Below are 26,843 nucleotides of genomic sequence, written 5' to 3' on the forward strand. Positions count from 1 at the left end.
TACGCGGGCCGACATTATCGAAAGCCTGCCTATCGCTTAAAAAGCGATTTATAGTGCGACAAATCCGCTAGTTTTCCTCACAGATATGAAATTGCCCGCGCTCACCGCTTTTCGCTATTTCGACGTTGCCGCACGCACCGGCAGCTTCGTCCGCGCCGCTGAACAGTTGCACGTTACCCATGGCGCGGTCAGCCGCCAGGTGCGCTTGCTGGAAGCGTCGCTGGGGGTGGAACTGTTCGAACGCCGCAACCGCGCGATCTTCCTCAATGCCGCCGGCAGAGCCTTGCTGGCAACCACCCAGTCGGTGTTCGAACAGCTCGAAGGCACGGTCTACCGCCTGCAACAACAGACCAGGGAAAACGTGCTGGTGTTGTCCTGCGAGCCTACCCTGGCGATGAAGTGGCTGATCCCGCGGCTGCCGGCGTTCCAGGCCGCGCACCCGGATATCCAGTTGCACCTGATGGCGGCTGGCGGCCCGGTGGACTTCGCCCGCAGCGGCATCGACCTGGCGCTGCGCCGCGACGACTTTCAGTGGGAAGACGGGCTGCACGTGCGGAAAATCTGCGACGAGTGGGTCGGGCCGGTCGTCAGCCCTTCGCGGTCGTTGCCCGCGCAGGGATTCACCGGCCAGCGTCTGCTGCACAGCACCACTCGCCCTGGCGCCTGGGCCACCTGGCTGCGCCTGAGCGGACAGCCGGACAACAGCGAAAGCCGCGCCGATTACGAACATTTCTACCTGTGCATTCAGGCCGCGGTGGCGGGCCTCGGCGTGGCCATGGCGTCGCGAATGATGGTCGGCGATGAACTCGCCAGCGGCCAGTTGCAGGCGCCCCACGGCTTTGTTCGCGACGGCTCGGCGTATGTGCTGCTGTGCCCGCAGCCCTTGGAGGAATCGCAGACATGCCAGCGCTTTGCCGACTGGGTGATTGAGCAGACCCACAGCAACCCGGCGTGAAGTTACACTCGGCCCTCAGAATTTTCCGACGCAAGGACTGCACGATGAACAAGCCCTGGCTGGCCCTGATCACCCTCCTCGCTTTCACCGGCTACACGCTCTACAGCATGAGCATTGCCGAACAATCACTGCTGCAGTTCGGTCTGCAACTGATGTCCAGCACTGACACCGCGCAGGTGGTGATCGACCTTTACATCATGGCCGGCCTCGCTTGCGCCTGGATGGCTCAGGACGCGCGAGCCAAAGGTCGCTCGCTGCTCAGCGTGCTGCCGTATTTCCTGCTGACGGCGGTATTCGTGTCCATCGGTCCATTGCTGTATCTGGTGATCAACGGGTTTCGTCATTCGCCAGCCGTACACAGAACGACGAATCCGGGCTGAAGTCGCCACCCCAGGTGCGATAGCCGGCGGTGTCGATATGAATCCGCCCTGACGGGTAACGCCCCAGGCCCATATTCCAGACCTTTCCATAGCGCTGCCAGAAACGGCACAACGCTTGCGGGTCGCTGCCCTTGGCCAGCAGCAGATCGACGGCGAAGGCGCGGGTGTGGGCACTGCCGACCGCGCCGCCGGCGCAACGGTTGAGTGCCGGGGCACGGTAGGCCGACACCACTTCATAGGGTCCGAGGATCCGTTCATCACTGAGCAGGTCCAGCAACCGCAAGGTGCTGCGTACATCTGGCCATTGCGCCGCGGGCGGCACCGCGAAAGGCTCGGCGCGGCACTGGCGCCAGTCGCTGGCCGAACGCAACAATTGATACAGCGGCACTACACCGTACAGGCGTGCATCCACCAGCATTTCGCGGAAGGGCCGGGTCTGATGGTCCGCCGTCCATTGGGCAAACAGGCTGAGATCGCGCTCGTCCGCCTGGGCCGCAGTGCTGATCAACAAGACCGTAATCGCCCGTTTCCATTCGTTCATCCGCCCTCTTCCCATGGCCACGGCAACTCCCCCAGTATGGCAATCCTCCCGATCGGAGGGAGAAACCTGACAAGGAGTTAAGCATGCATAAGATTGCACCGATCGCTTTGGGCCTGATCGCTCTCGCCGCTGCCAGCCAGGCAGTGGCCGACACCCGGGTGGAGTTGGGCAGCCAGGAGCGCGTGACCCGGCTGTTCGCCTACCCCAACAACTGCAGCGTGATCTGCTTTCGCGACTGGTCGCTGGAAAAGACCGTCGAGCACTACCTGACTCAGAGCGTGCAACGCGACGGCTACCCGGCCGCGACGGTGAAGGTACGGCGTGACAACGACAAGCTGCATGCCGAAATCGGCGGCGTCCCGGCGGACTACGGCAAGCCGCTGACCGCCCTGCTCGACACCGGCGAGCTGGCCTACAACGGTGCGAAAAAGCTCAACGCCGATGGTAAATGGGCTTATAGCTGGTACCTGTTCCTGCCGCTGGGCATGGCCCTGGAAAACCGCCGCAGCATCGAGCTGCTGCACTTCCCCCCGGATTATTCGCTGACCCAGGCCCAGGACTACCTACGCTCCAACACCACTGATCGCTGGGCCAGCCTGCTGACCTTCAACGGCATCCCCGCCACAGAAACCCCGGCTTACCAGACCATCGTCGATATCGCCCCGATCGCCGCGCCGGCCAGCGCCGGCAAGGACCTGGAAGGCGTCTACAGCTACTTCCAGGACTACCAGGTGCGCATGGTCAAGGAAGTCACCCGCACCCAGAGTGGTGCCTCGCTGCCGATGGTGGCCTTCGGCTCGCCGGTACGTACCTGGATCCAGCAGCAGTACGGCCCGACCCTGAAAGTGCTGGGCCTGGTGACCATCAGCCCGACGCCCGGACAGCAAGTGCCGGTGCTGGGCTCGAACCACCCGAGCGCGATCTGGTATGCAGCGGACCCGGCCAACAACGGTGGTGATCAGGACAAGGCCGATGCGGCAGGCCTGAAGATGATGGGCCAGGACCTCAGCGCCGCCTGCTGGCAGGCTGGCGTGGGCCGCAATCCGAACGCCGACCCGCAGGCGACACTGAACGCCTGCACGCAGAAGTGGCAGGTGACCGCGAAGAAGCAGACGTGTGAATTGTTCTACCGGACCATTCGCGAGATGACGCCAGAACAGGCGAGCGCGAAGTGCAATACCGGCGCGGTGACGCGCAAGCTGCGCGAGTTGCAGAAGCCGGTCGAAGAAATCTGAGGATAACCTGACCCTGTGGGAGCTGGCTTGCCAGCGATGTTGCCCGGACTGACGCCATCGCTGGCAAGCCAGCTCCCACAAGGGACCATGTGGCTCCGAAACAGGTTTACTCCTGCGGTCGCAACCGATACTGCGGCGGCAACTGGTCAAGCCCGCTGATGGTCACGTCCAGACTCTTCCAGCGACCATCCTTGATACCGTAGATGCAGCCATGCACCGACAGCTCCTGGCCGCGATGCCAAGCGTTCTGGACGATGGTGGTATGGCCGACGTTGGCCACTTGCTGGATCACGTTCAGCTCGCACAGCCGGTCCACCTGCTCTTCCTCGGTGGGCAGCTTCGACAGCTCGACGCGGTGCTCGTAATACAGGTCGCGGATCGAACGCAGCCAGCCGTCGATCAGGCCGAACTGGCGGTCCTGCATCGACGCCCGTACACCACCACAACCGTAGTGGCCGGTCACCAGAATATGCCGCACCTTGAGCACATCCACCGCGTACTGGATCACCGACAGGCAGTTCAGGTCAGTGTGCAGCACCACGTTGGCAACGTTGCGGTGGACGAACAGGTCGCCCGGCAGCATGCCGACGATCTCGTTGGCCGGAACCCGCGCATCCGAGCAGCCGATCCAGAGGAATTCAGGCGTCTGCTGGTTCGCCAGCTTGGCGAAGAAATCAGGGTCCTTCTGGGTGATGCTGTCCGCCCAACGCGCATTGTTATCGATCAGTTCTTGCAGGTCGTGCATGTTCAAGCCTCACGGAAATGATGCCTTGTTATGACAGGCCGCGACCCGAGCGGGTCACGCGCCCTTTATTCGATGAGGGTGCAGGCCATCACCAGCGCATCTTCGCGGCCACCCGGCGCCGGGTAGTAATCGCGGCGCCGACCCACTTCGTTGAAACCATAGCGCTCATACAAGCGGTAGGCCGACTGGTTGCTGGCGCGGACTTCAAGGAAGCACTCACGACCGTTCGACTCATAGGCGCGCTTCATCAACTGTTCCAGCAGCGCCAGGCCCAGGCCGCGGCCCTGGCTCTCCGGCTTGACGGTGATGTTGAGCAGGTGCGCCTCGTCGATGATCACATTGATCACGCCATGACCGACCTGTTGCTCACCTTCGAACATCAACCAGACTTCATAGCTTTTCAGCGCGTCGAGGAAGATCCCGCGGGTCCAGGGGTGACTGAAGGCGGCGTATTCGATCTTCAGTACGCTATCCAGATCCGCCTCGGTCATCCGACGGAAGCTGAGGGTGTCACTCATTGTGCGGTTTCCAGCGCGCCATCAGCCGGCGCATGGCTTTCCAGACGTCCGCCTTGCGCGGCGGCTCGTCCATCAACAATTCAAGGGACGGCAGCCCCCAGGCAGTGCCCAGGCCTTGCACCGCCCATTCACGGGTATAAGACGCTTCGTCGCCTTCGCCGGCAAAGCGGATGGCCGGCAGGCCGATCAACCACAGACAGGCGCACGGCACCTCTTCGAGCCGGGCCTGAATGAAGCCCTGGACGAAGTCCCGTGCGGCATCCGGGCCCTGGTCGAGGCTGCCGCGCACCAGCAGCGGCCAGCGCACCGGCTCGCCGACGATCTGCGGGCTGTCGGGAAGGCCGGCGGCACGCAGCATGTCTTTGAGCAGCAGGTAGGACGGATCGCGACTCTGGAAGGCCTCGCCAGTTGCCAGTTCGACCAGCAGCAGGCAGTTGCCGGCACGCAGCAACTGCAAGGCGAAACGCGGTGGCGGCACGACCACGGCCTTGACCGGCGCGGGCGCGTCTTCCGGCGTCTCGACCGGTTTGACAGTCGCCTTGGCGGTGACGCTCGGGCGGGGAATCTCGATTTTCGGCCGCTCTGCCGGCTTCACCACGGGCTTAACAACAGACTGGGCAACAGCGGGAACTGCCCGGGCCGGCACTTCCGGTGGCAGTTCCTCGACCAGCGGCTCGAGCGGCAACAGCAGCTCCGGGCGCGACGGCGCGGCGAACGGCAGTTCGGCACGCGGCAGCCAGTGCACCACTTGCATGGCGTTCAGGTAAGCGCGGCGGCGGGACTCGGTCAGCAAGGAAGCGGCCATCTGTGGATAAGTCAGGGCGCACATTCTAACGCCGTTGCGCGCCGGGCGCCGCAGTCGATCGGCGGAAAAACGCCGGACACCCCCTGCAAACGATCAAGGGTGAAGCCAATCCCCCCCAATGCAGTACAATCGGCGCTTTTATTTGGCAGCGAGTCGAACCGCCAATGATCGAACCCAAGCGCGTCCTGCGCGCCCTGGCTGAACACTGGAACCTGTTGGAACCGCTGTGCGAGCGGTTCGACGGAGGTACCCTCAGTCTGGGCGAACTGCGCCAGCAACTGGCTGCCCAGCAGCTTGAAAGCACGGTCCAGGACATCACCAACCTGCTCGACGTATGGATCCGCCTGGACATTCTGGTCCCGGTGGCGAAAAGCCCCAACCGCTTCGAGCTGAACGCCCAGATCCACGATTTCCTCGCCTACCTGCGGCGCGAACACCGCCTCGGCCTGTGCCTGGAAATCGAAGCCTACCTGCGCCACCTCGAGCGCCTGGCCGGGCATATCCAGGATGCCTTCGACATCCGCGACGGCCACGACCTGGCCCGCCAGTTACGCCTGCTGGACATGCGCGTGCGCGATGTCCTGAAGAAGCTCGACAACGACGAGCAGGCATTGGTCGGGGTGGCCGAGCGGGCCAAGACCAGCGACCGCCAGATTCCCCTGCGCCAGCGCTATGCCGAGGTACTGGCAACCTGGGACGAGTACGTCGAGCCGATGATCCAGTTGGTCAATGCCGACGGCGCCTTCGAACAAGGCGTGCGCAAGGTCGAGACCGTGCTGCTGCGCCTGCTCAGCGAGCAGGCCCGGCTCGGGCAACTGGTGGACGACGACATGCTGCTGCGTACCCACGCGCGCATCCTCGAAATGCAGACCAGTGCCCAGTTGACCCTGCGCCACGCCCGCGAACTGCTGCTGCCACTGCGCGAAGAAGCGCGCCGGCACAACGCCGTGACCCGCGGCGCCGCCCTGGCCCTGTCGGTGATCCGCCGCAAAGGCATCGACGCCGTACCACAGGCGGCCATGCCGCTGTTCACCCGGCCGCAGAGCACCTTTCTCGGCAGTGCCAGCCAGGTCGAGGCCTACGTCTACGCCCTGGCCCGTTTCGAACCCAAGCCGGCGCAGTTCCCCAAGGCGCACAAGAGCCACAAGGGCGAGCCGACCCGGGCCCCGCGCACGGTCAAGGAAATGCTCGAACGCTGCGAAGACGCCCTGCCGCTGCCGGACCTGATGGTCTGGCTGCTGGAGCAGGAACCCGAAGGCGCCACCGACGAGCTGCTCTACTGGTTCTCGCGCCTCTCGCGGGAAAAACGCTTCGCCCGCGAACGCCTCGACCGCCGTGACTACACCACCCGCGAACACCTGGTCAGCCTGCGCTCCTTCGCCCTGACATCCAGCCGCGAAACTTCGCCAGAGCCTACAGCGAGCCCTACCCATGCATCTTGATCTTTCCGAACTGTCCCAGCTCGCACCGATCTTCCGCGAGCTGTTCAAGGGCTTCCACATCAGCCGGCGCGACCCGGAGCTGTACACCCAACTGTCGAACTTCCAGGACCAGTACCGCGGCCTGTTCAAGGCCCTGGGCTACGAGCTGGTCTGCGATACCCGCGGCTTCTACTACTTCGTCCCCGAGCTGGCTGCCGCGCAGGTCAACAAGACCGCGCAGCGCCTGTCGCTGTTCACCTTCATCCTGGTGGAGCACCTGGCCGACCAGGGCCGCGACCCGATGTCGGTGCTCGACGGCGGCAGCCTCGGCCGCGACGAACTGCCCTCGCTGCTGGACAAGTACCGCGACCTGTTCCTCCAGGCCGAAGTACAGACCCCCGACGAGTTGGAAGAAAAGATCATGCGCCGCATGACCCAGCTCGGCTTCGCCCACGAAGAAAACGGCATCTACCGCTTCCTGCCACCGATGCACCGCTTCCTCGATGTCTGCCTGTCGGTCCAGCAGGACCGCGACCTGGCCGCCAGCCTGCACAGCAACCTGCCGCTGCCCACGCCCGTACTGGTGGAAGAAGAAAGCCCCGAACAACTCAACAGCACCGACGACCCGCTCGATCTGGCGCCGTTCGAAGAAAGCGAAGAAGACGCCCTGGCCCGGGCCATCGCCGAAGAGCAACAGGAGATTGACGCATGAGCCAGGAACGCTACGGCATCCGCCGCTTCGCATTGCTCAACACCGCCGGCTACAGCCTCGGCCTGTTCCCGCTGGAACACCCGCTGTCGGTTTACGGCGCGAACAACCTCGGCAAGAGCGCCTCGATCAACGCCCTGCAATTCCCGATTCTGGCGCGCATGTCGGACATGAGCTTCGGCAAATACAGCCTGGAGCAATCGCGACGCTTCTACTTTGCCAGCGACACCAGCTACATCCTCTGCGAAGTGAACCTGCCCCACGGCCCGCACGTGATCGGCGTGGTCGGCCGCGGCCCGGGCGGCGGCTTCGGCCACCAGTTCTTCGCCTACGCCGGCGAGCTGGACCTGGCCCACTACCAGCGCAACGACACCTGCCTGCGCCAGAAAGAGCTGTTCGCCAACCTCGAGCGCAACGGCCTGAAAGCCTATGAACTCAAGCCTGACGAACTGCGTCGGCTGCTGGTCGGCGGACATACCTCGATTCCGCTGGACCTGACCCTGATACCGCTGCGCTCCACCAGCGAGCAGAGCCTGAAGACCTTCCGCGCACTGTTCATCAACCTGCTGCACATGCGCGAGATCACCGCGGCCAAGCTCAAGCAACTGTTCCTCGACGCCTTCGAGCACAGCCTGCGCTCCGGCAGCGTCGACTATATCGCCGCGTGCGAAGAAGCCTTCCGCGACGTCCGCCGCATGGAGCAGGACTACAACTCGCTCGTCGCCGCCGGCCCGCTGGTCGAGGCCCTGGCCAACGGCGTGGCGCAGCGCGACATCCTGCGCGGCAAGCTGCATCGCCTGTCGCCGCTGCTCGATTCGCTGTTGGGCACCTGGCAGGATTACTCCGGCGCCCGCAAGGAAGAACTGGTCATCCAGGCCGAACACTACCGTGGCGAGCAGGACGCACTGCAGAACGACCAGCGCAGCGGCACCCAGGAGCTGATGCGCCTGGAGCGTGAAATCAGCGGCATTCAGCGCTGGCTTGGCGAACTGTCGGTGCTGAAGAACCGCTTCGCCCTGGTGGACGACGTGAAAGTGCTGGAACAGCAACTGCTGGCCGCCAAGGATGCCCACGACGAACTGGCCGGCGCCCTGGCGCAATCCCGTCAGTTCAGCGCCGAAGACCTCGAAGAGCGTCTGCGGGATCTGGAAAAACGCCTGAAGTCGGTGAAACAGCAACTCGATCACGCCGACAACAACAGCTACGCCCGTCTGCGCGAAGAGTTCTCGCAACAGGACGTCGAGCGCCTGATGCGCCTGTTCAACGGCGCGCTGTTCAGCCTGCCGCTGGGCGAGCGCGGCATCGAGCTGGATGACAGCGACGTCTGGGTCAAGTCACTGGAAGCGGTACTGGACGGCTTCAAGGGCGAGCGCTTCGAAGTGCCCGGCCTGTCCATCGACCTGTCCCATATCGAGCCGCCCGCCCTGCAGGCTCTGGCCGACCGCGCCGCGCTGCGCGACCAGAAGGAGCGCCTGGAAAAGGAGCTCAAGCAGCTCAAGACCCAGCAGTCGGTGACCGCCGACCGCGCCGCGAGCAAGACCCAGACCGAAGCCCTGTACCAACAGGTGCTGGACGCGCAGAAAGCACTGGAAGACTTCCGCCGCACCCAGACCCTGAGCGTCGAAGAAGGCGACAAGCTGGAGCAACTGGCACAACTGGAAGCCGCCCAGGACGAACTCAAGCGCTCCAGCGACGCCTTCACCGAACGCGTCCAGCAACTGTCCGCCAAGCTGCAACTGGTCGGCCGGCAGATCGCCGACATGGAAGCCAAGCAGCGCACCCTCGACGACGCCCTGCGCCGCCGCCAACTGCTGCCGTCAGACCTGCCGTTCGGCACGCCGTTCATGGAGCCGGTGGACGACTCGATGGACAACCTGCTGCCGCTGCTCAACGACTATCAGGACAGCTGGCAGGGCCTGCTGCGAGTCGACAACCAGATCGAAGCGCTGTACGCCCAGGTACGCCTCAAGGGCGTGGCCAAGTTCGACAGCGAAGACGATATGGAGCGCCGCCTGCAACTGCTGATCAACGCCTACGCGCACCGTACCGACGAAGCGCTGACCTTGGGCAAGGCACGCCGCGCTGCGGTCACCGACATCGCCCGGACCTTGCGCAACATCCGCAGCGACTACGACAGCCTCGAGCATCAACTGGCGCTGTTCAACCGCGAGATCAACCGCCGTCAGGTCTCCAACCTGCAGAGCTTCCGCATCGTCCTCGCGCCGAACAAGGAAGCCCTCAAGCACATCGACCAGATCATCCACAGCGCCGGCCAGTACGAGGAAGGCGAGACCCTGTCGGTGTTCGACCTGAGCCAGAGTGCCGAGCAGGACAACAAGAACGAGGAAGCCAAGGAGTATCTGGCCCGCCTTGTTGCGGCGAACCACAACCAGCTTGGCCTCAAGGACCTGTTCGAACTCGCGTTCGAGATCACCAAGGTCAACGGCCAGCCGGTCATCCACACCGACATCGACGGCGCCGCCTCCAACGGCACCACGATGACCATCAAGGCGCTGACCAACATGTACTTGTTGCTGCACCTGATGGACCGCGACCTCGCCGGCCGCGTGCGCCTGCCGTACTACCTCGACGAGGCCGCAGACATCGACGAACGCAACCAGGCCGCCCTGCTGGAAACCAGCCTGCAACTGGGCTTCGTACCAATCCTGGCGAGCGTGAAGCCGCAGGTGTCGGCACACGTGGCGATCGATCTGGAAGGCGGTAGCGGGCCGAACGGCATCTACATCGACGAGTCGGACTGGAAGTACATCAGCCGGCTGGATGTGGTTAAGGCGGTGGTGCGGGAAGAAGAGGAAGAGGCTTCGGTCTGACAGCATGGGGCCTTTATTGAGCCCCATAGTTGCCAGGATGCCCGGGCGTATTCGGCCGGGCACGATCCTTCCTCGGCCAGAGATGGGTTGCTGCCTGCCGATAGATAGCCTGCGGGGGTCATTGAGGCAGGAAGGAAAATTAGCGTTTTGAGATACAAGATCTGTTTTATTAACGATTTTGATCAGGGATTAGCGTTTTTCGGGCGGACCAGGCAGCCCGCATCCAACCATTTGCCCACGTCATCGCCCACCACTGCGGCCATATCCAGACAGGGGCATCTACACAACTTCTGGTCATGTAGTGGCCGCCATGTGCTAGTCCACACGTCTTCAGCCCCTAGAGATCGAGCCGCCCGCGCATCGCGAGCAAGCTCGCTCCTACAGTGGTTGCAACGTGCCGTGGCCTGTCAGAAGGGTGTTGCCCGCCCTTGGCGTTTGGCGAGGATTAGCGGGAAGGCTGCTGAGGTTGATTCGATACCGCGTCGTACAAACAAGGCGCTCAACCATAGCCGGGCAGGCAGAGGCACGTTGCAACAACTGTAGGAGCGAGCTTGCTCGCGATGCGCGGGCGGCGCTCGATCTCAACGGCGCAGAGAAACTTCCGACATACACCTGTCGGCCATTACTCAGGAGGGACGGTAACGGACGGATCCATCGCTTCCTGATCAACGACACCCTCGCTCGCGACAAGGCCATACCAGACGGCGTGATCTTGACCGTCTCGGCCACCATCACCAGCTCAGCCGAATTCCGTGCAGGCTATGACCGCGCATTGGAGGTGTTCTCTCGTCCGCTCATACGACGGTATGCGAACACCTATCGGTAAGCCCAAGGAAGCCTTGGGCCGGAGTGATCACTGCGCCCAAGGCAAAATCGGAATCGCCGTCACCGCATTCTGCGGGCTGCCTTCGATCAGGCGGTCGCTGTACACCAGGTACACCAGCGTGTTGCGCTTCTTGTCGAGGAAGCGCACCACCTGCATGGTCTTGAACACCAGCGAGGTGCGCTCCTTGAACACTTCCTCGCCATCCTTGAGCTGACCCTTGAAGTTGATCGGGCCGACCTGACGGCAGGCGATCGACGCTTCCGCGCGATCTTCTGCCAACCCCAGTCCGCCCTTCACGCCGCCAGTCTTGGCCCGCGACAGGTAGCAGGTCACGCCCTCGACCTTCGGGTCGTCGAACGCTTCGACGACGATCCGGTCATTCGGCCCGACCAGCTTGAACACGGTGGACACCTGGCCGATTTCTTCAGCCGATACCAGTGCCGGCAAGGCCAGCAACGCAGCGACAAACAGTCCTTTGATCACGCTCATGTTCCTCAAACCAGAATCAGGTTGTCGCGGTGCACCAGCTCCGGCTCGGCGCTGTAGCCCAGCAGGCTCTCGATGGCATCCGACGGCTGGCCGATGATTTTCTGCGCTTCCAGGGCGCTGTAGTTGGCCAGGCCGCGGGCCACTTCCAGGCCGTCCGGGCCGACGCAAACCACCATCTCGCCACGGCGGAAGCTGCCTTGCACGGTCTTCACACCCACCGGCAGCAAACTCTTGTTCGCTTGGCGCAGCGCTTGCACGGCACCAGCGTCCAGCACCAGAGTGCCGCGAGTCTGCAAGTGGCCCGCCAGCCACTGCTTGCGCGCCGCCAGCATGCCGCGCTCAGGCGACAGCAGCGTGCCGATGCGCTCGCCGGCCTTGAGGCGATCCAGCACGCGCTCCAGGCGCCCGCCGATGATGATGGTGTGGGCGCCAGAACGGGCCGCGAGGCGTGCCGCGCGCAGCTTGGTCTGCATGCCGCCACGGCCCAGTGCACCGCCGGTACCGCCCGCCACGGCATCGAGGCTCGGGTCGTCGGCACGGGCTTCGTAGATCAGCTTGGCATCGGGGTTGTTGCGCGGATCGGCATCGAACATGCCGTCGCGGTCGGTAAGAATCACCAGCAGGTCGGCTTCGACCAGGTTGGCGACCAGCGCAGCGAGGGTGTCGTTGTCGCCGAAGCGGATTTCGTCGGTGACTACCGTGTCGTTCTCGTTGATCACCGGCACTACGCCCAGCTCCACCAGGGTGCGCAGGGTGCTGCGGGCGTTGAGGTAACGCTTGCGGTCGGACAGGTCGTCGTGGGTCAGGAGGATCTGCGCGGTGTGCTTGCCGTGTTCGCCGAAGCTCGACTCCCAGGCCTGCACCAGGCCCATCTGGCCGATGGAAGCGGCCGCCTGCAACTCGTTCATCGCACTCGGTCGCTTGGTCCAGCCCAGACGGCTCATGCCGGCAGCCACGGCCCCGGAGGAGACCAGCACCAACTCGACGCCCGCTTCACGCAGGGCCACCATCTGCTCGACCCAGACACCCATGGCCGCGCGATCCAGGCCCTTGCCATCCGCTGTCAGCAGGGCACTGCCAATCTTCACGACCCAGCGCTGGGCACCTGTCACCTTGCTCCGCATCTTCTTCCAACCTATCGATCTGTGTGGATTCTGTAGATTTTTTAGATAACAAAACGCCGCTTGAAAAAGCGGCGTTCAGTGTACTGCAACGGATCAGTCGCGCACGTAAATGATTTCCGGACCGTCTTCGTCGTCCTCTTCGCCCCAGAAGTCATCGTCGTCACTGACATCGTCCACGCTCTTGACGCCAGTGCGGCGCAAGGTACGGGCGTCGTCCAGAGCCTGCAACTGGGCGCGGGCTTCGTCTTCGATACGCTGATCGAGATCAGCCAGTTCCGCGGCGTAGGCCGGGTCGTTGGCCAGGCGGTCGGCGCGGTCTTCAAGGTAGCGCATGAGGTCATGGCTAAGCTTTTCGGTGCCCTGGCGGGAAATGGCCGAGATCACGTAGACCGGGCCTTCCCACTGCAGGCGATCGACCACTTCCTTGACCCGCTCATCGCGTTGGTCGTCAGGGATCATGTCCGACTTGTTCAGTACCAGCCAGCGCTCACGCTCGCCCAGCGACGGGCTGAAGCGCTCGAGCTCGTTGACGATGACTTCCGCGGCATCGGCCGGGCTGCTTTCGTCCAGCGGCGCCAGATCGACCAGGTGCAACAGCACGCGGGTACGCGCCAGGTGCTTGAGGAAACGAATACCCAGGCCGGCACCGTCGGAAGCGCCTTCGATCAGGCCGGGGATGTCGGCGATGACGAAGCTCTTCCAGCGGTCGACGCTGACTACGCCCAGGTTCGGCACCAGGGTGGTGAACGGGTAGTCGGCGACTTTCGGCTTGGCGGCCGAGACTGCGCGGATGAAGGTGCTCTTGCCGGCGTTTGGCAGGCCCAGCAGACCGACGTCGGCGAGGACTTTCATTTCCAGTTTCAGGTCACGCTGCTCACCCGGTTTACCCGGAGTGGTCTGGCGTGGCGCACGGTTGGTACTGGATTTGAAACGGGTGTTGCCCAGACCGTGCCAGCCGCCCTGGACCACCATCAGTTTCTGCCCTGGCTTGACCAGGTCGCCGATGATTTCCTGGGTAGCGGCGTCGATCACCGTGGTGCCGACCGGCACGCGCAGGACCAGATCATCGCCCTTCTTGCCGGTGCAGTCGGTGCTGCCGCCGTTCGAACCGCGCTGGGCATCGAAATGACGGGTGTAGCGGTAGTCGACCAGGGTGTTGAGGTTTTCGTCGGCAACCATGTAGACCGAACCGCCGTCGCCACCGTCACCGCCGTTGGGACCGCCGTTCTCGATGAATTTTTCGCGGCGGAAGCTCATGCAACCGTTACCGCCGTCACCGGCTTTGACCCGGATCGATACTTCGTCAACAAACTTCATAAAAACCGCCTCTCGTCAGTCGGACGAGTTGAATGACACAAAGACATAAGGCTCTTGCAAAAATGAGCGCGGCGGCCCCCGTCAACGACCGTAACAACCAGCGCCGGCAGCCCATACAAACAGCTTTGCAAGAGACTCACCCCAAAAACGAAAAAGCCCCGTCGCGAGACAGGGCTTTTCCAGCGATCGCACGATTACTCGGCGACAACGCTCACGTAACGACGACCGAAGGCGCCTTTTACTTCGAACTTGATCTTACCCGCGATCTTGGCGAACAGGGTGTGATCCTTGCCCATGCCAACGCCGTAGCCAGCGTGGAATTGGGTGCCGCGCTGACGGACGATGATGTTGCCAGGGATGATAGCCTGGCCGCCATACATCTTCACGCCAAGGCGTTTGGCTTCTGAGTCGCGACCGTTACGGGTACTACCACCAGCTTTTTTGTGTGCCATGAGTTCAATTCTCCTGAAGGGGGATTAGGCTGAAATTAAGCCTGAATACCGGTGATTTTGATCTCGGTGAACCACTGGCGGTGGCCCATACGCTTCATGTGGTGCTTACGGCGGCGGAACTTGATGATGCGCACTTTGTCGTGACGACCTTGCGAGATCACTTCAGCGACAACCTTGGCACCAGCAACGACTGGAGCGCCGATGTTCACGTCGTCGCCATTGGCGACCAGCAGAACGCGGTCGAAAGTAACGGATTCGCCAGTAGCGACTTCCAGTTTTTCGATCTTCAGGTATTCACCTTCGGCGACTTTGTACTGCTTGCCACCGGTAACAATTACTGCGTAAGACATGGGTATTTCTCCAATAATCCTGCTCACCCAGCTCTTTATAGTAAGAATATTGGCTGGCATGGCTGCATAGGGCTGGAACGGCCCAGTGCAATTGCGTAAGGCAGGTGCTGCCCAGGAAGTTAGGGTGCGCGATTGTACGCAAGCCCATCCGGCCTTGCAAGTCCCGCCCCAGTGGCCCGGGCAGCGCGCCTTGACAGGCCGGGACCCGCGACCTAGCATGCCGCGCAACCTATATGGAGCACCTGTGGCCGATGCAACCCCAAGCTTTCTACCGCGCGGTAGCGGACGACTTCAGCGCCGTTGACGAGATCATCAAGAAACAGCTGACTTCCCGCGTCCCGCTGGTATCGAAAATCGGCGACTACATCACCTCGGCCGGCGGCAAGCGCCTGCGTCCGCTGCTGGTGCTGCTCTGCGGCAAGGCTCTGGGCCGTGAAGGCGATGACCTGCGCCTGCTGGCTGCGACCATCGAGTTCCTGCACACCGCCACCCTGCTGCACGACGACGTGGTCGACATGTCCGGCATGCGCCGTGGCCGCTCCACCGCCAACGCCCTGTGGGGTAACGCGCCAAGCGTGCTGGTGGGCGACTTCCTTTATTCCCGCTCCTTCGAAATGATGGTCGAGCTGGGCTCGATGCCGGTCATGCAGATCCTCTCCAAGGCCACCCGCGTGATTGCTGAGGGCGAAGTGCTGCAACTGTCGCGGATCCGCGACGCCAGCACCACCGAAGAGATCTACATGGACGTCATCCGCGGCAAGACCGCGATGCTGTTCGAAGCCTCGACCCACAGCGCCGCCGCCCTGGCCGGCGCCAGCGAAGACCAGCGTGAAGCCCTGCGCACCTTCGGTGACCACCTGGGTGTGGCCTTCCAACTGGTCGACGACCTGCTCGACTACAAGGGCGACGCACAGGAGCTGGGCAAGAACGTCGGCGACGACCTGGCCGAAGGCAAGCCAACCCTGCCGCTGATCTACACCATGCGTGAAGGCACCCCGGAACAGGCTGCCCTGGTTCGCCAGGCGATCCAGAAAGGCGGGATCGAGGACCTGGAGCGCATCCGCGACGCGGTCGACGCTGCCGGCGCCCTGGACTACACCGCACAACTGGCCCGCGAATACGTGGCTCGCGCCATCGCCTGCCTGGACGTCTTGCCGGCCAGCGAATACCGCGACGCCCTGGTCGAGCTCAGCGAATTCGCCGTAGCCCGCACCCACTGATACCCCTCCCGGCCCGTCGTCCGACGGGCCCGATTTTCCTCTGTCAGGCAAAACCCTATACAATGTGGGCTTTCTGCACGCATGACCTGAGGAAACTTAGTGAGCACCTTGCCACCCTGCCCCAAATGCAATTCCGAATACACCTATGAAGATGGCGCTCAACTGATCTGCCCCGAGTGCGCCCACGAGTGGTCCGCCAGCGGCGATGCCGAAGCGGCCAACGACGATGTGGTGAAGAAGGACTCCGTCGGCAACGTCCTGCAGGACGGCGACACCATCACCGTGATCAAGGACCTGAAGGTCAAAGGCACCTCGCTGGTGGTCAAGGTCGGCACCAAGGTGAAGAACATCCGCCTGTGCGATGGCGATCACGACATCGATTGCAAGATCGACGGCATCGGTCCGATGAAGCTGAAATCGGAATTCGTGCGCAAGGTCTGACCCCCTGCAAATCCGGAGGCGCGCCGCGACAAAGGCGCGCACCCCGGCAGAAAATGCAAAAAATTCCCAATTGTCACTTGCTATTTTGATAATAAGAATTATTCTCATTGAACGCTTTCAAGGAGAATAGCCATGACTTATCTGATCGACGCCTGGCTTGACCGCCCCCAACCTTACCTGCGCATCCTCCACCGCGAGACCGGTGAAGTCTGTGCCGTGCTCGAAGAAGCGGCACTGGACGAACTGCGCGACCAGGGCGACCTGGATCTCAATGGTCTGAATTCAAGTGAGCCGATCGTGCTCAAGGAACTGGTGAGGAACCTGTTCCTGTTCTGTTATGCACGGGCCTTGCGCCCGAACACCCCGCATACCGGGTTCTGATCGAAATACGAAAATCGCGACGGTTCGGGCCCCGAACCGTCGCGATCAGGGTGTGGCTTACAGAACGTCCAGCAGCTCGACGTCGAAGACCAGAACGCTGTGCGGCGGGATGCTGCCAACGCCCTGGGCGCCGTAAGCCAGCTCGCTCGGCACGTACAGGCGCCATTTGCTGCCCGCGTTCATCAGTTGCAGGGCTTCGGTCCAGCCGGCGATCACGCCGCCAACCGGGAATTCTGCCGGCTGACCACGATCGTAGGAGCTGTCGAAGACAGTGCCGTCGATCAGGGTGCCGTGGTAGTGGGTGCGCACGTTGTCTTCACGGGTCGGCTTGGCGCCTTCACCAGCGGTCAGGACTTCGAACTGCAGGCCCGAGGCCAGGGTGGTGATGCCGTCACGCTTGGCGTTCTCAACCAGGAATTCCTTGCCGGATGCAGCGGCAGCTTCTGCCTTGGCAGCAGCTTCGGCCTGCATGACGTCACGGATAACCTTGAAGCTGGCGGACAGCTCTTCTTCGCTGACGCGGCTGGCCTGGCCAGAGAAGGCGTCGGTCAGGCCGGCGAGGATGGCTTCCAGGCTGACGCCCGGTGGCGGGTTGTCACGCAGTTGACCGCCCAGTTGACGGCCGATGCCGTAGCTGACGCGGGTTTCGTCGGTGGACAGGTTGATTTCGGACATTGGCTTGCTCCGCAGGAGGGCGCATAACCACTGCGCCCTTTATGAAAAGGGCCAGCAGCCTAGCACACTGCGGCGAAGCAGTTCAGCTACCAGGCGGAACGACGCGGCAGGGGCAGCTTGAGGTCTTCTTCGGCGAGATCGGCCATGCCGCACATTTCGTCCTGCACCGACCAATGCACGAGGTTCAGCGGCAACGCTGGCAAGCCCTCCAGCAGGTGGTGCGCCTCGACCATCGAATGCACTTTCAAACGGGTGCCCTGGATGTTGGTCAGCGGGTGCGCGTGACCACTGCATCGCGCTTCAAGCAGGAAATCACCGCCTTCGATGGCGATCAGGTTGAGTTCCTCGACACGGCCCGCGCGGGCCTGCGTGTTCAATTCGTACAGGTTCATGACACTACCTCGCAACTGGAACATTCGAGCGACCGTTCATTTTTTGTACAGCACGCCACAAAGTACAAGCCAAAAACGCAACCGCCCGTCCGTTTTGCAACGGACGGGCGGTGGATGACGCGCTTACCAGCAGCAATCAGTGCTTGGTGAGCTTGTCCAGGTAACCCATGGCGAAGGCCGAAATCACGAAGGTCATGTGGATGATCACATACCACATCAGGTAGTCGGACTTGATGTTCTGGGCGTCCATGAACACCCGCAGCAGGTGGATCGAGGAAATTGCCACGATTGACGCAGCCACTTTCATCTTCAGCGAAGACGAGTCCATCTTGCCGAGCCAGCTGAGCTTTTCCTTGCTTTCATCGATGTCCAGTTGCGAGACGAAGTTCTCGTAGCCGGAGATCATCACCATCACCAGCAGACCGCCCACCAGCGCCATGTCGATCAGCGACAGCAGCACCAGGATCAGGTCGGATTCGGCCAGGGAAAAGACATTCGGCAGAACGTGGAAGATCTCCTGGAAGAACTTCAATGCCAGCGCCAGCAAGCCCAGCGACAATCCAAAGTAGATCGGTGCGAGCAGCCAGCGCGAGGCGTACATCGCATTTTCGATAAAGCGTTCCATTGAGCTAGTCACCTGAAGGCGGGGGAAAATCGAGCGGGAGTATATCAGCCAGACGTGTGGGAAAAAGCCCGCGACGCGCTGCCGCAGGCACGGGAAAGATCCCGAAGGATTCGGGATCTGGAAGGATCAGACGTCAGCCAACGTGATGCACGTGCCCGCCGTTGACGCGTCGTAACTGTGCCTGGAGGTGAACGCACCAGATCTGCGGATCGTTCGCCACCGTGTAACCGTGGAGGGTCAGACTGTCGACAATCGCATCGAGCACCGACTCGGCCACGAACGGACCGTGAAACGGCCCTTGGGCCTTGATGGCGGAAGGCTGTTCGCCAGCCATGCCGGCGGCGAAAAGCAGCGTCCACATGCCATTGTCTCCGGCCAGCGGACGAATGCTGCACTCAATGCGGGTCACCAGGCCCAGGCATTGGCGGGTAAGGCTGAGGCTGCGCGGCATGGCGACGACCCTCGGAAAGATCTCGTTCAACCTTCGACCACAAGGCTGTTCCGTCCTGCACCGACGACTATCCATGCCCTGAAGAATAGAAGAAAACCGCCGCCGGCAAGCGAGTGCCGGCAAGCGGGCGCCGAATGGTCATGACAACACGGCGCCCGCAATGTTTCCCTCAGGCGGGTTTGACCTCCGCAAGCGCCTGTTCAGCCAGCTCTTTTTCGGCTTCCTTGAGGTCGTCTTCGCTGATCATTTCGGCGATCACCCGCAGACGCTCGACCACCCGGGCGTTGACGCTGCCTTCCGGGAACTGGCCATCGGCATCCGGCTCGCCCGCCGGCTCACCCACCAACAGGCTCAGGGCTTCATCGGCCTGGCTGACGGCGTAGATGTGGAACTGGCCGTTGCGCACAGCCTGCAGCACCCGCTCATCCAGCATCAGGGTGACGACGTTGGCTTTCGGAATGATCGCGCCCTGCTCTCCGGTCAGACCGCGGGCCTCGCAGAGTCGGAAGAAGCCTTCGATCTTCTCGTTGACCCCGCCCACCGCCTGGACTTCACCGAACTGGTTGATCGAGCCGGTAATGGCGAAGCACTGCTTGAGCGGGGTCTTCGACAGCGCCGAAATCAGCGTGCAGGCCTCGCCCAGCGAAGCGCTGTCACCGTCGACATAGCCGTAGGACTGTTCCAGGGCGATGCTCGCCGAAATCGCCAGCGGGAATTCCTGGGCGTAACGACTGCCCAGGTAACCGGTAAGGATCATCACACCCTTGGAGTGGATCGGCTGGCCGAGATTGACCTCACGCTCGATGTCGACAATGCCGCTGCCGCCCGGGTACACCGTGGCGGAAATCCGCGCCGGCACACCGAAGGCCGAATCGCCCACTTCCAGCACGGTCAGGCCGTTGCACTTGCCTACCGCCGCGCCTTCGGTGTCGATCAGGATGATGCCGGCCAGCATGTCGTCGAGAATCCGCGCCGAGACCCGCCCGGTACGCGTAGCCTTGGCCTTGAGCGCGCGTTCGATGTGGCCGACGTCGGTCATCTCGTCATTGGCCAGGTGGCGAATGAAATCCGCTTCGCTGACCAGCTGGAACAGGTCACCGATCCGCGCCGACAGACGCTTCTGGTTTTCCGCCAGGCGCGCGCTGTAGGTCGCCAGGCGGGCCACCGCATCGGCGGTCAGCGGCGCCATGCCTTCTTCACTGGTACGGGTTTTCAGCAACTGGGCGAACTGTTCCAGGCTCTCGTTGTGCATCGGGATCTCTTCGTCGAAATCCACCAGCACGCGGAACATCTCCTGGAAGTCCGGATCATGGTCCTGCAGCGCGTAGTAGAGCTGGCGAGAACCGATGATGATGACCTTGACCTGCAGCGGGATCATCTGCGGCGTCAGCGTCACCGTGGCGATGCGGCCCAGCTCGCCCAGCGGCGATTCCATCTTCAGCTTGCGCGATTGCAGGGCGCGCTTGAGGGCATCCCAGACGAAGGGCTCGCCGAGCATTTTCTCCGCTTCGAGAATCAGGAAACCGCCATTGGCCCGGTGCAGCGCGCCCGGACGCAGTTGCCGGTAGGTGGTGTACAGCGCGCCTTGGTCGGTGCTGTATTCGATGCGGCCGAACAGGTTGTCGTAGGTCGGGTGCGGCTCGAACACCACCGGCGCGCCGCCGCTGGCCGGATGCCCCACCACCAGGCTCGGTGCGTATTGCTCTTCGAGCAGCTTGCGCGCCACGGCGTCGGTCTTGGCGTCATCCACCAGTTGCTCGACCACGGTGCGCAGCAGGTTGACCTGCATGGCCTGCAGGTAGGCGCAGACCTCAGCGTTTTCCGAGTACTTTTCCGACAGCGGCGCCAGCAATGGCTGCAGCGCCAGGGTGATGGTTTCTTCGTTGAGCTGGCGCAGTTGGTTGTTCGATTCGCGTTTCCACTGCGGGAGGCTGGCGAGTTCTTCGTTCAAGCGCTCTTCGAGGATTGCGATGTCTTCGTGGAAACGCTCGCGCTCGGCTTCCGGCAACTGGGCGAACTCCGCTTCGTCCAGCGCCTTGCCGTCGCTCATCGGGGTGAAAGCGACGTTGGTGCTGTCGCGGTACAGCGCCACATCCTTCTCCAGCGAAGCGCGCTCGATCACGTCCAGCGCACGGTCATAACGCTGGTTGAACGCACGGTCGATGGCGCTTTTCTTCTGCTGGTAGGACGGGTGCTCGAAGACCGCCGGGAAGGTCGCCAGCAGGTTGTCGATCAGGCCGCCGATGTCGGCGATGAAGGTGTTCGCGCTGCCGGCGGGCAGTTCCACCGCGCGCGGCTCGCGCAGTTCGTCGAAGTTGCTGACGTAGACCCAGTCCGACGGCGTGTGCAGGCGCTTGCCTTCGGCTTTCAGGTAGCGTTTGACGAACGAGAAGCGGCCGGTACCCGGCTCGCCCATGACAAATACGTTGTATCCCGGACGTGGCATGGCGACGCCGAACTGCAAGGCTTCGACCGCACGTTCCTGGCCCAGCACACCGCGAAATGGCTCCAGATCATTGGTTGTGGAGAAGGCGAACTGTTCAGCGGAAAACGGCCGGGTCAGGGCTTCTGGCGCAAGACGCAGGCTCGCAGCGACAGGATCGGGCATCGGGCTTCCTTACTTCGGCGGGGCAGATGTCAGCATTCTGGCGCCGCCCGCGCCCGCGTTGCAAGGCTCTTGGCGCATTTGCCTACAGGGCTGAATGAGCCGTGCACACGTGTGTTAAAGCAATATTTCGCAATTAATCACGGAACCGCGGGATCGTGCCTAAACTCTACACTGCGCGGCCGGGTAGATAACCGGACCCGATCTGGCACCGCCAGTGCTGGCAGGCCAGACAACCCTGACCTTTGGTTTGCACATCAAAAAGAGAACAAAGCTATGAAACGGATTCTTCTGGGTACTCTGTTCACCGCGGTTTCGATCAACGCCATGGCCCAGGCGCCAGGCGGTCCGGACTGCGGTTGGGGCAACATGCTGTTCGAAGGCCAACGCGGCACTCCCGCTCACTTCCTCGCATCCACCACCAACGGCACTTCCGGCAACGCAACCTTCGGCATGACCTCGGGCACCAACGGCTGCTCGACCAACGCTGCGCTGACCTACGGCGGCAAATCCTGGATTGCCATGAACGGCATGATGAACGAGCTCTCCGAAGACATGGCCAAGGGCCAGGGCGAAGCCCTGACCACCTACGCCGTGGTTCTCGGTGTAGCACCGGAAGACCGCGCGCACTTCGCCGCAGTCACCCATCAACACTTCCAGGACATCTTCAAGACCGCGGACGCCACCGCCGAAGACGTCCACACCAACACCCTCGCCGTACTCAAGTCCGACACTCGCCTGGCCAAGTACGCTACCCCGGCCTAAGCAGCGTCACCCCGCCCCTCACCGGGGCGGGTTGTTCATCCCATTCGGCTTCATTCAGACGTAGTTGCCCGACATGCTCAAACGCCTTGCCTACCTGGCGCTCTGTGCCTGCGCCCCGCTGCACGCCGCACCTTTCATGGACGATTCGCGCCTGCAACGGCTGGCCGCTGATCCCTACTGGATCAGCCTTGGCCACTACGAAACAGGCAAGCTCGGAGGCTGGCGCAGCTATGTCGACGACAAGCGTTTCTTCCTCGCCGAAGACGGCGCCCACCACCCCGACCGGGAACTGGCGGCCACGTACAAGGCGCTCTATGACCCCGTCAGCAAGGGCGAGCAGCACGCGCAGTGCGTCTTCCCGGCACGCACCCGCTGGCTGCGCGAGCAACTGCAACTCAATGACCTGCCAGCGCCGGACTGCAAGGAGTATCGGCAGTGGTTCAAGGACGTCTCGCCGCACAGCGCGGTGCTGATTTTCCCCGCCGCCTACCTGAACAGCCCGTCGTCGATGTTCGGCCACACCCTGCTGCGCATCGACCAGGCTGATGTGCAAAGCAACGAGACCGCCCTGCTCAGCTACGCGGTCAACTTCGGTGCCTATATCGAAGGCAACGACAACAGCATTCTTTATGCCTGGAAGGGCCTGATGGGCGGCTACCCCGGGCTGTTCGCGCTGGTGCCCTACCAGGAAAAACTGTCCGAGTACCGTAGCCTGGAAAACCGTGACCTCTGGGAGTACCGGCTGAACCTCACGCCCGAGGAAACCGGGCGAATGGTCGAACACATCTGGGAGCTCAAGCAGATCCGCTTCGACTACTTCTTCTTCGACGAAAACTGCTCCTACCGCCTGCTGGAACTGCTGCAGGTGGCACGCCCGAGCCTGGACCTGACGTCGCAGTTCCCGCTGACGGCGATCCCGACCGACACAGTCAAGGCGGTCAAACACGCCGGGCTGGTGGAGCGCACCGACTACCGTCCGTCCCGCGAGCGCGAACTACTGGAACGCGCCGCACCTCTGGAAGAAACCGAGCAACAGCAGGTGTTGGCCCTCGCCGCCGATACCGGCCATCTGCAAAACAATGAATTCACCGCCCTGCCCCGTGAACGTCAAGCGCTGGTACAGGATGCCGCCTACCGCCTGGAGCGTTACCGCGCCAACGGCCAGGAGCGTGATCCGGCACAAGCCAAACGCAGTTTCGAACTGCTGCGCGCAATCAACCGCAATCCACCACCGCCGTTGCAGGTTGAACGCCCCGGACTTCCGGAGGACGGCCATCAGTCGCGGACCTGGCAACTCGGCGTCGGCACCCGCGAAGACCGCGCCTTCGCCGAATATGGCCTGCGCATGGCCTACCACGACCTCAACGACAACCTCTACGGTTTCCCATTGGGCGCGCAGATCGAGATCCTGCAGCTCAAGGTCCGCCAGTACGAGGGCAACGACTGGCAGGTGCAACGCCTCGACCTCGCGACCATTCGCTCGCTGACCCCGCGCAACGACCTGTTGCAGCCCTGGTCATGGCAGGTGGCGGGCGGCCTGGAGCGGGTGCCAGGCAAGCATGACGATGAAGTGCTGGTCAGCCATGTCAACGGCGGCGCCGGCGGCACCTGGGCATTGACCGACGAGATGCTCGGTTTCGCCCTCGGCACGGTGCGGGTCGAACACCACAACGACTTCTCCCAGTTCATCGCACCCGCGGCGGGCTTCAACACCGGGCTGCTATGGCGCAACGGGCTGGGCAACCTGAGCGTTGAGGCCAAAGGTGATTACTTCATCAACGGCGAAGTGCGGCGCAGCCTGAGCCTGAACCAGCAGTGGGAACTGAGCGACAGCCTGGGCCTGCGCCTGAGCGCCAAGCGCGAGTTCAGCCAACTGGCGACGGCGCAGAACGAAGTGATGCTGGAATTGAAGTGGTACAACTACTGAGCCCTTGAGGGCCTCATCGCTGCGGTTCGGCGCCCCGACAAGTCAGCGATTGGCCCGCAACGCCTGCAACAGTTTCACGGCCTTTTGACAGCACACTGACATTCCCCCTCCTAGACTTTCCTTATCTTGTGGAGAGTCTTGTCATGCGGCGGTACTGGCTGTGTTTTCTGTTGTTACTGGCGGGTTGCGAATCAACCCATCAGCAATTGATCAATCAGGGTTATCCAGCGCCCTACGCCGATGGCTTCCAGGATGGCTGCAGCAGCGGCCGCCAGGCTGCGGGCGTGATGGCTGGGGATTTTCGCAAGGATGTCCCGCGCTACCTGCACAACCACCAGTATGAATCCGGCTGGGACGACGGCTTCCGCCAATGCCAGGCGATGCAGCAGAACCAGGAGCAACAGAACTACTACAACCGCCACTGGGACGAGCGCGAAGAACAATGGCAACACGAAAAGGACCGCGATGCCGCGCGCGCCTATCGACGCTGAAAGGTCGCCTGTGGATAACCATTGAAACCACGGGCCTGTCAGCATGGTCTTCTGGCAAAGGAGACCCTTCATGAGCCGTGCATTCGTCAACGAAGACCAGGCCGCCGCCCAGGCCAGCCAACCGGTGGAGCGCAAGGTCAGCGACCAGCCCAACTACGTCACCGCCCAAGGCCTGGCGCACCTGCAGCAGCGGGTGGCGCACCTCAATCGTCTACGCAGCGAACTGCTCGCCCAGGGTGAGCAGGCGGATAAACAGCGCATGGCCGATATCGAACGCGACTTGCGCTATTTCAACGCAAGGCAACACAGCGCCCAGGTGGTGCCACCGGCGTTATCGCGCGACAAGGTACAGATCGGCAGCCGGGTGACCTACCTCGACGAGCAGGACCGGGAACACAAGGTGCAACTGGTGGGAGAAGATCAGGCCGACATCGCTGCCGGCCTGATCAACTGGGGTTCCCCGCTAGGCCGGGCGCTGCTGGGGGCAGGCCCGGGTGACGAGGTGGTATGGCGACGGCCTGTGGGTGATCAGTCGATCGAGGTCATCGCCATCGAGCCGGAGCCCGATGCTTAGACCACGCCTTGAGCCAGCATGGCGTCGGCGACTTTCACGAAGCCGGCGATGTTGGCGCCTTTGACGTAGTTGATGCGGCCGTTTTCTTCACCGTAGTGAACGCAGGCGTGGTGGATCGACTGCATGATGTTGTGCAGCTTGCTGTCCACTTCACCGGCGGTCCACAGCAGACGCATGGCGTTCTGCGACATTTCCAGACCGCTGACCGCGACGCCACCGGCGTTGGAGGCCTTGCCCGGAGCGAAGAGCGTACCGGCTTCGATGAACAGGTCTACCGCTTCCAGCGTGGTCGGCATGTTCGCGCCTTCGGCTACACAGATGCAGCCGTTGGCCAGCAGGGCGCGAGCGTCTTCCAGGTCCAGCTCGTTCTGGGTCGCGCAAGGCAGCGCGATGTCGCACGGCAGGGTCCATGGGCGCTGGCCGGCACGGAATTCCAGACCGTACTGGGTAGCCAGTTCGCTCAGGCGGCCGCGCTTGACGTTTTTCAGCTCCATCAGCGCGTCCCACTGTTCGTCGGTCAGGCCGGATTCAGCGAACAGCGTGCCTTCGGAGTCCGACAGCGAGATCACTTTGCCGCCCAGGTCCATGACCTTGCGCGCGGCGTACTGGGCGACGTTGCCCGAGCCGGAGATGGCTACGCGGCGGCCGTCGATGCGCTTGTCTTCACGCTTGAGCATTTCTTCGGCGAAGTACACGCAGCCGTAGCCGGTGGCTTCCGGGCGAATCAGGCTGCCGCCGTAGTTCATGCCTTTGCCGGTCAGCACTGAGGTGAACTGGTTGGCCAGGCGCTTGTACTGGCCGAACATGAAGCCGATTTCCCGCGCGCCCACACCGATATCGCCAGCAGGAACATCGAGGTCAGCACCGATGTGACGGTACAGCTCGCTCATGAACGCCTGGCAGAAGCGCATGACTTCCGCGTCGCTCTTGCCCTTCGGATCGAAGTCCGAGCCGCCCTTGCCGCCGCCCATGGGCAGCGAGGTCAGGGAGTTCTTGAACACTTGTTCGAAGGCGAGGAATTTCAGAACGCCGATGTTCACCGACGGGTGGAAGCGCAGGCCGCCCTTGTACGGGCCGATGGCGCTGCTCATCTGGATGCGGTAGCCGCGGTTGACCTGGACCTTGCCGTTGTCATCGACCCAGGAAACGCGGAACAGAATGGCGCGCTCAGGCTCGACCATACGTTCGAGGATGCCGGCTTCGAGGTAACGCGGGTTGGCTTCGAGGAAGGGCCAGAGGCTACGCAGGACTTCTTCCACTGCCTGGTGGAATTCGGGTTGGGCGGGATCGCGTTGCTTCAGACGTGCGAGGAAGTGGTCGACAGATTCGATCATGAGTAGACATCTCACCGAGGGAGTTGGACTTTTTGGTTTTTTCGGGACTTTACCAAGAAGCAATCGCACTGGAACAGGGCAAAATGTCGTTTTTATGAAATTATTTGGTGCATTTCTATAAGTGTATACACCGCAGGATGGTCGAATCGCTGGCAAGCCAGCTCCCACAGGCGGCGCTGCAGGCCACACGAATAGTGCTTTGTGGGAGCTGGCTTGCCAGCGATTAGGGCCAATAGGGAACTCGAATTCAAGGCACAAAAATGG

28 protein-coding genes and 1 pseudogene are annotated in these 26,843 nt (G+C 62.6%); 14 read left to right on the forward strand and 15 right to left on the reverse strand.

Annotated elements, in window-relative coordinates:
- Positions 1 to 85: 85 nt before the first annotated feature.
- Positions 86 to 955 carry a LysR substrate-binding domain-containing protein gene (locus DM374_RS17215; protein ID WP_110970956.1) on the forward strand — a complete coding sequence of 290 codons (870 nt, stop codon included), beginning with the start codon at positions 86 to 88 and terminating at the stop codon, positions 953 to 955.
- 44 nt (positions 956 to 999) lie between these two features.
- On the forward strand, positions 1,000 to 1,335 hold the full coding sequence (locus tag DM374_RS17220; protein ID WP_110970957.1) for a DUF2834 domain-containing protein: 336 nt from the start codon (positions 1,000 to 1,002) through the stop codon (positions 1,333 to 1,335).
- Here DM374_RS17220 and DM374_RS17225 read toward each other — a convergent pair.
- Complete coding sequence (locus DM374_RS17225) at positions 1,283 to 1,876, reverse strand: YcbK family protein (RefSeq protein WP_110970958.1); 594 nt, start codon at positions 1,874 to 1,876, stop codon at positions 1,283 to 1,285. The genes DM374_RS17220 and DM374_RS17225 overlap by 53 nt on opposite strands.
- Positions 1,877 to 1,959: 83 nt before the next feature.
- On the opposite strand from DM374_RS17225, the gene DM374_RS17230 reads away from it, so the two are divergent.
- Positions 1,960 to 3,111: a hypothetical protein gene (locus DM374_RS17230; RefSeq protein WP_110970959.1), complete on the forward strand. Its 1,152-nt coding sequence runs from the start codon at positions 1,960 to 1,962 to the stop codon at positions 3,109 to 3,111.
- A 106-nt stretch (positions 3,112 to 3,217) separates the two neighbouring features.
- On the opposite strand, the gene can is transcribed toward DM374_RS17230, so the two are convergent.
- The 3 genes from can to DM374_RS17245 all read right to left on the reverse strand — a co-directional run bounded on the left by can (position 3,218) and on the right by DM374_RS17245 (position 5,167).
- Positions 3,218 to 3,856, reverse strand: a complete 639-nt coding sequence (gene can, locus DM374_RS17235; RefSeq protein WP_110970960.1) for a carbonate dehydratase — start codon at positions 3,854 to 3,856, stop codon at positions 3,218 to 3,220.
- Positions 3,857 to 3,921: 65 nt separating this feature from the next.
- Positions 3,922 to 4,374 (reverse strand): ribosomal protein S18-alanine N-acetyltransferase, encoded by a 453-nt coding sequence (rimI, locus tag DM374_RS17240; RefSeq protein ID WP_095158704.1) that lies wholly within the window; start codon positions 4,372 to 4,374, stop codon positions 3,922 to 3,924.
- Positions 4,367 to 5,167, reverse strand: a complete 801-nt coding sequence (locus tag DM374_RS17245; protein WP_110971021.1) for an energy transducer TonB — start codon at positions 5,165 to 5,167, stop codon at positions 4,367 to 4,369. The genes rimI and DM374_RS17245 overlap by 8 nt, the downstream gene beginning before the upstream one ends.
- Positions 5,168 to 5,343: 176 nt before the next feature.
- Between DM374_RS17245 and mksB the strand changes: the two genes are divergently transcribed.
- The 4 genes and pseudogenes from mksB to DM374_RS34640 form a co-directional block, all read left to right on the forward strand.
- Positions 5,344 to 6,621, forward strand: a complete 1,278-nt coding sequence (gene mksB / locus DM374_RS17250; protein WP_095158705.1) for an Mks condensin complex protein MksB — start codon at positions 5,344 to 5,346, stop codon at positions 6,619 to 6,621.
- Positions 6,611 to 7,312, forward strand: a complete 702-nt coding sequence (mksE, locus tag DM374_RS17255; protein WP_095158706.1) for an Mks condensin complex protein MksE — start codon at positions 6,611 to 6,613, stop codon at positions 7,310 to 7,312. Before mksB ends, mksE begins: the two co-directional genes overlap by 11 nt.
- A complete protein-coding gene (mksF, locus tag DM374_RS17260; RefSeq protein ID WP_110970961.1) occupies positions 7,309 to 10,140 on the forward strand; it encodes an Mks condensin complex protein MksF in 2,832 nt (943 codons plus the stop codon). The genes mksE and mksF overlap by 4 nt, the downstream gene beginning before the upstream one ends.
- 631 nt (positions 10,141 to 10,771) lie before the next feature.
- Positions 10,772 to 10,963: pseudogene (locus DM374_RS34640) on the forward strand (Fic family protein); the annotation flags it as partial.
- A 30-nt stretch (positions 10,964 to 10,993) separates the two neighbouring features.
- On the opposite strand, the gene DM374_RS17270 reads toward DM374_RS34640, so the two are convergent.
- The 5 genes from DM374_RS17270 to rplU all read right to left on the reverse strand — a co-directional run bounded on the left by DM374_RS17270 (position 10,994) and on the right by rplU (position 14,698).
- Complete coding sequence (locus DM374_RS17270; RefSeq protein ID WP_110970962.1) at positions 10,994 to 11,455, reverse strand: CreA family protein; 462 nt, start codon at positions 11,453 to 11,455, stop codon at positions 10,994 to 10,996.
- Between the two features lie 5 nt (positions 11,456 to 11,460).
- Positions 11,461 to 12,579, reverse strand: a complete 1,119-nt coding sequence (gene proB, locus DM374_RS17275; protein ID WP_110970963.1) for a glutamate 5-kinase — start codon at positions 12,577 to 12,579, stop codon at positions 11,461 to 11,463.
- Positions 12,580 to 12,672: 93 nt separating this feature from the next.
- The gene (gene cgtA, locus DM374_RS17280; protein WP_110970964.1) at positions 12,673 to 13,896 is read right to left on the reverse strand and encodes an Obg family GTPase CgtA; all 1,224 of its coding nucleotides are present in this window, start codon (positions 13,894 to 13,896) and stop codon (positions 12,673 to 12,675) included.
- Between the two features lie 194 nt (positions 13,897 to 14,090).
- Entirely contained in the window at positions 14,091 to 14,348 is a 258-nt protein-coding gene (rpmA, locus tag DM374_RS17285) for a 50S ribosomal protein L27 (protein ID WP_010225698.1), read from the reverse strand.
- A gap of 35 nt (positions 14,349 to 14,383) precedes the next feature.
- Positions 14,384 to 14,698, reverse strand: coding sequence for a 50S ribosomal protein L21 (rplU, locus tag DM374_RS17290; RefSeq protein WP_009398990.1), 315 nt, complete (start codon positions 14,696 to 14,698; stop codon positions 14,384 to 14,386).
- Positions 14,699 to 14,949: 251 nt separating this feature from the next.
- Here rplU and DM374_RS17295 point away from each other — a divergent pair, with 251 nt between their 5' ends.
- The 3 genes from DM374_RS17295 (at position 14,950) to DM374_RS17305 (ending at position 16,740) form a co-directional block, all read left to right on the forward strand.
- On the forward strand, positions 14,950 to 15,918 hold the full coding sequence (locus tag DM374_RS17295) for a polyprenyl synthetase family protein (RefSeq protein WP_110970965.1): 969 nt from the start codon (positions 14,950 to 14,952) through the stop codon (positions 15,916 to 15,918).
- A 99-nt stretch (positions 15,919 to 16,017) separates the two neighbouring features.
- A complete protein-coding gene (locus DM374_RS17300; protein WP_110970966.1) occupies positions 16,018 to 16,359 on the forward strand; it encodes a zinc ribbon domain-containing protein YjdM in 342 nt (113 codons plus the stop codon).
- 132 nt (positions 16,360 to 16,491) lie between these two features.
- Positions 16,492 to 16,740, forward strand: coding sequence for a PA4570 family protein (locus DM374_RS17305; RefSeq protein ID WP_042124780.1), 249 nt, complete (start codon positions 16,492 to 16,494; stop codon positions 16,738 to 16,740).
- A 57-nt stretch (positions 16,741 to 16,797) separates the two neighbouring features.
- On the opposite strand, the gene DM374_RS17310 is transcribed toward DM374_RS17305, so the two are convergent.
- The 5 genes from DM374_RS17310 to DM374_RS17330 all read right to left on the reverse strand — a co-directional run bounded on the left by DM374_RS17310 (position 16,798) and on the right by DM374_RS17330 (position 21,491).
- The gene (locus tag DM374_RS17310; protein WP_110970967.1) at positions 16,798 to 17,415 is read right to left on the reverse strand and encodes an FKBP-type peptidyl-prolyl cis-trans isomerase; all 618 of its coding nucleotides are present in this window, start codon (positions 17,413 to 17,415) and stop codon (positions 16,798 to 16,800) included.
- A gap of 86 nt (positions 17,416 to 17,501) precedes the next feature.
- On the reverse strand, positions 17,502 to 17,807 hold the full coding sequence (locus DM374_RS17315; protein ID WP_110971022.1) for a DUF6482 family protein: 306 nt from the start codon (positions 17,805 to 17,807) through the stop codon (positions 17,502 to 17,504).
- Between the two features lie 136 nt (positions 17,808 to 17,943).
- Entirely contained in the window at positions 17,944 to 18,432 is a 489-nt protein-coding gene (locus tag DM374_RS17320; RefSeq protein ID WP_095158714.1) for a TIGR00645 family protein, read from the reverse strand.
- A gap of 133 nt (positions 18,433 to 18,565) precedes the next feature.
- Entirely contained in the window at positions 18,566 to 18,883 is a 318-nt protein-coding gene (locus tag DM374_RS17325) for a PA4575 family protein (RefSeq protein WP_110970968.1), read from the reverse strand.
- A gap of 169 nt (positions 18,884 to 19,052) precedes the next feature.
- Complete coding sequence (locus DM374_RS17330; protein WP_095158716.1) at positions 19,053 to 21,491, reverse strand: Lon protease family protein; 2,439 nt, start codon at positions 21,489 to 21,491, stop codon at positions 19,053 to 19,055.
- Between the two features lie 273 nt (positions 21,492 to 21,764).
- Between DM374_RS17330 and DM374_RS17335 the strand changes: the two genes are divergently transcribed.
- From DM374_RS17335 to DM374_RS17350, 4 genes are all read left to right on the forward strand, one after another.
- On the forward strand, positions 21,765 to 22,253 hold the full coding sequence (locus DM374_RS17335) for a DUF3015 domain-containing protein (protein ID WP_095158717.1): 489 nt from the start codon (positions 21,765 to 21,767) through the stop codon (positions 22,251 to 22,253).
- Between the two features lie 73 nt (positions 22,254 to 22,326).
- Positions 22,327 to 24,180 carry an Lnb N-terminal periplasmic domain-containing protein gene (locus DM374_RS17340; RefSeq protein ID WP_110970969.1) on the forward strand — a complete coding sequence of 618 codons (1,854 nt, stop codon included), beginning with the start codon at positions 22,327 to 22,329 and terminating at the stop codon, positions 24,178 to 24,180.
- Positions 24,181 to 24,323: 143 nt separating this feature from the next.
- The gene (locus DM374_RS17345; protein ID WP_110970970.1) at positions 24,324 to 24,671 is read left to right on the forward strand and encodes a hypothetical protein; all 348 of its coding nucleotides are present in this window, start codon (positions 24,324 to 24,326) and stop codon (positions 24,669 to 24,671) included.
- A gap of 70 nt (positions 24,672 to 24,741) precedes the next feature.
- The gene (locus DM374_RS17350; RefSeq protein WP_110970971.1) at positions 24,742 to 25,245 is read left to right on the forward strand and encodes a GreA/GreB family elongation factor; all 504 of its coding nucleotides are present in this window, start codon (positions 24,742 to 24,744) and stop codon (positions 25,243 to 25,245) included.
- Here DM374_RS17350 and gdhA read toward each other — a convergent pair.
- Entirely contained in the window at positions 25,242 to 26,579 is a 1,338-nt protein-coding gene (gene gdhA, locus DM374_RS17355; protein WP_110970972.1) for an NADP-specific glutamate dehydrogenase, read from the reverse strand. The two genes, DM374_RS17350 and gdhA, sit on opposite strands and share 4 nt — an antisense overlap.
- Positions 26,580 to 26,843: the final 264 nt, after the last annotated feature.

The sequence above is a fragment of the Pseudomonas huaxiensis genome (genome assembly GCF_003231275.1).
Lineage (GTDB): Bacteria > Pseudomonadota > Gammaproteobacteria > Pseudomonadales > Pseudomonadaceae > Aquipseudomonas > Aquipseudomonas huaxiensis.